1 protein-coding gene and 2 pseudogenes are annotated in these 4492 nt (G+C 66.6%); 1 reads left to right on the plus strand and 2 read right to left on the minus strand.

The window, feature by feature from the left end; genetic code table 11:
* Positions 1 to 327: 327 nt before the first annotated feature.
* Entirely contained in the window at positions 328 to 1545 is a 1218-nt protein-coding gene (locus O3T09_RS11705; protein WP_135019865.1) for a hypothetical protein, read from the minus strand.
* A 289-nt stretch (positions 1546 to 1834) separates the two neighbouring features.
* On the opposite strand from O3T09_RS11705, the pseudogene O3T09_RS11710 reads away from it, so the two are divergent.
* Positions 1835 to 3003, plus strand: a pseudogene (locus O3T09_RS11710) (IS3 family transposase).
* A 234-nt stretch (positions 3004 to 3237) separates the two neighbouring features.
* On the opposite strand, the pseudogene O3T09_RS11715 reads toward O3T09_RS11710, so the two are convergent.
* Positions 3238 to 4364 (minus strand): annotated as a pseudogene (locus O3T09_RS11715) (transposase); the annotation flags it as partial.
* Positions 4365 to 4492 lie beyond the last annotated feature (128 nt).

Genomic DNA, 4492 nt, shown 5'->3' on the forward strand with positions numbered 1-4492 from the left:
TTAGCGTGAGTCATGAGCGGGTCTCTTCTGGCAGGTGGGTTGTTGAGGAACTTCCATCCTGCCGGGCGGGGCCCGCTCGTCTCATCTCAGCCCGGGCCTCGTGCCAAGAACCTCATGACCCACAACAGCTAGGCTGCAGCCCCTCCCCACCCGGAGACACGCCCTAGGCCCTAGCTAAGGACGACGGGTGCCGGTGCCTGCGGTCGCAGGCGATCGCCCAGCAATCGCGCGTTGGGCCCCATCGCCCATGCGATGGGGCCTTGATTCGTAGACGCGCGGGCATCGAGCGGTCGGCGGGACGCGAAGAGTCCTGCTCGGAGACCATCGCTACTCCCGATGCTGGAGTCGGCGGTCGAGTTCGAGCAGATAGAACATCCCGTGGCTCTTAGCATCCTCACGGCGTTGCTGACGCCCCTTGTAGGCGTCAGCTGCGACCTTCACCGTGGTTGCGACAGTGCCGGCCGCCGCGGCAGCCATAGTGGGCGCCTCAGCAACCCAGTCGAGACCGAAGAAGACCGCTCCGCCGCTGAATAGGGCCTTGGTGTCTGAGGCGACGTTCAGCGCTGCATCCCGAGTGAGCCTGGAGACGCTCAGGTCTGCGCGGAGGGAGTCAACGGTCGGACGGACTTCGTCGCGCCAAAAGTCGGCAATTTCGTCCCCATGCCCCTCGTCGAAAGGACCCAGCTTCATGCGTTCTGTCAGTTCGCTCACCGCAGACCGGTATCGGCCCAGTGGCGCCTCGAGCTCTGCGCGGGCTGACAGCACCGAGGTGACATCCGCGCCCAGGAATGCTGGCAGGTGACTGATCAGTCCCGCACCCGAACGGGCGCGCGAGGCTCGCGCCACGGCGAGCTGGTTCGGCGAGACCTGCCCGCTCTCAATCAGCGCCCGGGCCACGGAGGCCACCTGGTCGTCGACGAGGAGATTTGTCGTGGGAGACACCAGCGCCGCGCGCAAAGCCTCGAGGTAGCTTGCGAACATCGCCTCCGGGTCTGCGGCCCCGATGTCTGTCCTCACGCGCAAAACCCCGGCGTCTAGGGCCTCGACTAGCTCCGGCGCGCCGGCCTCTTCGAGCATTGACTCCAGCTTCGCCCTCGTCGTTGGCTGGCTTACGGCTTGCTCGAGACGCGCGTGCACTTCATCCAGCGCGGAACGCTGCGCAGCTGTAAGGCTGCGCCTCTGTTCCCTGGAGAGCCTCATGGTTGCCTGCAACTGGAGCAAGACCGCTTGGAACTTCGCTGGATCACCCCTGAGACCTAGGTGGGCCAAGGTATCCGCGTCGAGCTGGTTCAGGAGCGCGATCATGGCGGTCGGGTCGGAGATGGAGGCGACGCCACTCAACATCAGGGCAGAAGGCGACAGCAGTTCGACCCTGTCGGCGTACAGCAGACCCGCTCTGATCAAGCTGAGATCTCGGTCGAGAAACTTTGCACCCGGGCCGCTCGTCGGCGAAGGCGCGACGAGAAGCTCCAGTCCCGTGCCAAGGTTCCTAGCCTCCCGGCGGAGAGCCCGCTGTTCGCGCTTGCGGCGCGCTGCGTATCCCATCTCTGCGTCCTCTCGCCTAGTCGCATGATCGGGATCCATCGCATGGGGAGCCCGTGCTGCTGGACCAGTATCCCTGGCACCGTGGGCCGGCTGGGCCTGCCGATGGATGCTCGCTGGCAGTGCATCTGTCTGAGCCCTCGCAGGGCTGTCGTCGCTGACGTCCCCCGACTTCGGGGGACAGACTCTGCACACGCGGTGCTAGAAAATGGCGCCTGTGGAGGGGACTGCTGAAGGTTCGGTTGACACCTGATCTGTGGGGACATGAGGTCCCCGCTGGAAGGATGTCGACATGCCTGCAGCACACCCCAAGGAGTTCCGTGACGACGTGGTCGCGGTCGCCCGTCGTGGCGAGGCCCCGATCGCTCAGCTCGCCAAGGACTTCGGGATCTCCGAGTCCTGCCTACGCAACTGGCTCCATCAGGCCGATGTCGAGGACGGCCACCGTCCCGGCGTGACCAAGGCCGAGAACGAGGAGCTGCGCGAGGCGCGGAAGAAGATCCGCTTGCTGGAGCAGGAGAACGAGGTCCTGCGCCGCGCCGCGGCGTACCTGTCGCAGGCGAACTTGAGGCTGGGTCAGAGCCCAAAATGACCTACCCGCTGGTCCGTGACCTTGCCGTCGACGGGATCCCCGTGACGGTGACCTGCCGGGTGCTGAAGTTCTCGACCCAGGCGTTCTATGCCTGGTGCGCCGACCCGGTCAGCGAGCGGGACCTGGTCGACGCCTACGCGATGAACGCCGCGTTCGAGGTCCACCGTGACGACCCTGGGTTCGGGTACCGGTTCATCGCCGACGAGCTCGCCGCGGCCGGGCACGAGATCTCGGAGCGGCGGGTATGGAAGATCTGCTCCCAAGCACAGATCGTCTCCGCCCACGCCCGCACTCGTGGCCGGTGGAAGAAGCCGGGCCCGCCCGTGCACGACGACCTCGTCGAGCGGGACTTCACCGCGACAGGCCCGAACCGGTTGTGGCTGACCGACATCACCGAGCACGCCACCGCCGAGGGGAAGCTGTACCTGTGCGCGGTCAAGGACGTGTGGTCGCGCCGGATCGTCGGCTACTCGATCGACGACCGGATGCCGGCCGCCCTCGCGGTTGACGCCCTCGAGATGGCCGTCGCCCGCCGCGGCCCGGGCGAGGTCACCGGCTGCGTGGTGCACGCCGATAGGGGCAGCCAGTTCCGTGCTCGGCCCTACGTCACCGCCTTGCACCGGGCCGGACTGGTCGGGTCGATGGGACGGGTGGCCTCCAGCGCGGACAACGCCGCGATGGAGTCCTTCTTCGCCCTCCTGCAGAAGAACGTCCTGAACAGCCGCCGGTGGAGCAGCCGCGCTGAGCTGCGGCTGGCGATCGTCACCTGGATCGAACGGACCTACCACCGCCGACGCCGGCAGCGCGCCCTTGGAAAGACGACACCGGTCGAGTTTGAGACCATCTACTGGCCGACGAAAGCGGCCTGAACCACCACACCCGAAGTGTCAACCGAACCTTCAGCAGTCCCCCTACTCCATGTGCTGGTGGCGTACCTGGGTCCACTCGACAAGTCGGGCTAAAACGCAATTTTCACCGACCGCACAGGAGCCCATAATGAGCCTTGTCCCACTCGCGGTACGGAGCACTGTGCTTGTCCTCACCTTCGTGCCCCGGCTCTATCGCACTCCGGAATTTTTCAAGGTGTTTGAGGCCAGTGGGTGTCAGGCGGCTACCGGTTCGGCGGCGGTTGGTTGGTTGATCCAGGCGTGGGTGGGTAGCGCGAGGATTTTCGGGTCAGCGGTGGTGGAGAAGCGCTCGGGGTGAGTAGCGCGGGCCGCGGCCAGGGCCGCTGAGCGCTGCTGACTCACGGTCGCGGCGTGGCCGTAGTGGACGTCGGCGGGGGTGTGCAGCCCGATCCCGGTGTGACGGTGTCCGTGGTTGTAGGTCTCGACGAAACCGGCCATGAACGCCCGGGCGTCGGCCAGAGAGCCGAAGCGGTCCGGGAAGACCGGGGCGTACTTCAAGGTCTTGAACCACGCCTCGGAATACGGGTTGTCATTGCTCACGCTGGGTCTGGAGTGGGAACGGGTGACGCCGAGGTCGGCCAGCAGCGCGGCCACAGGTTTGGAGGTCATCGAGGTGCCGCGGTCGGCGTGCACCACGGTGGGCACACCGTGAACCCCGAAGATCTCCTTCATCATCTCCTCGGCCAGAGGCCCGGACTCTCGGGCGTGGACGTGGGCGCCGACGATGTAGCGGGAGTAGACGTCGAGCATCACGTAGGCGTCGTAGTAGACGCCCTTGGCCGGGCCGGGCAACTTGGTGATGTCCCAGGTGTAGACCTGACCGGATCCGTCGGCCATCAGCTCAGGGATCGCTCGGGCCGGGTGACGGGCCTGGCGCCGGCGTTCCTTCACCTGCGCGGCGGCTGCGAGGATGCGGTACATGGTGGCGATCGAGCACAGGTACACCCCGCGCTCCAGCAGCGTGGCGTAGACCTGGGCCGGGGGCTGGTCGACGAATTCGTCACTGTTGAGCACCTCCAGCACCCGTTCCCGCTCAACGCGACTGAGCCGGTTGGCCGGCTCCACCGCGGTCCGAGGTCCCGGTGCTGTCCGGGCCCGCCGGCGGGTGGCGGTGGCCCGCGACACCCCGGTCAGTCCCGCTGCGTCCCGGGTGGTCACGCCTGCGGCGGTGAGCTCGGTGTAGGCGCCCATCAGCGCTTCTTGCGCGGCTGCTCGGTGTCCGCGCTCTCGGAAATCTGCTCCAAGAGCGCGTGTGCTTTTCCCATGATGTCCAGGGCGGTCTCGGTGGTGGCCAGCTTCTGCTGGGAGGCGGCCAGCTGGCGGGGGCGTGTCAGATGGTCTGTGTAAGCCGTACCGAGAGGAACGGTAAGAATCATGACCATGATCGACGAGAAGAACCCAGGCGAGCCCTCGGGCCAGGACCTGGTCGAGCAGCTGAAAGCCTCAGGGC

The sequence above is a fragment of the Micrococcus sp. H39-S4 genome (assembly GCF_027158145.1).
GTDB lineage: Bacteria > Actinomycetota > Actinomycetes > Actinomycetales > Micrococcaceae > Micrococcus > Micrococcus luteus.

What these genes read in the sequence shown, in the direction of transcription:
- O3T09_RS11705 (WP_135019865.1), bottom strand. Translation starts at nt 1,545, where the DNA reads ATGGGATACGCAGCGCGCCGCAAGCGCGAACAGCGGGCTCTCCGCCGG.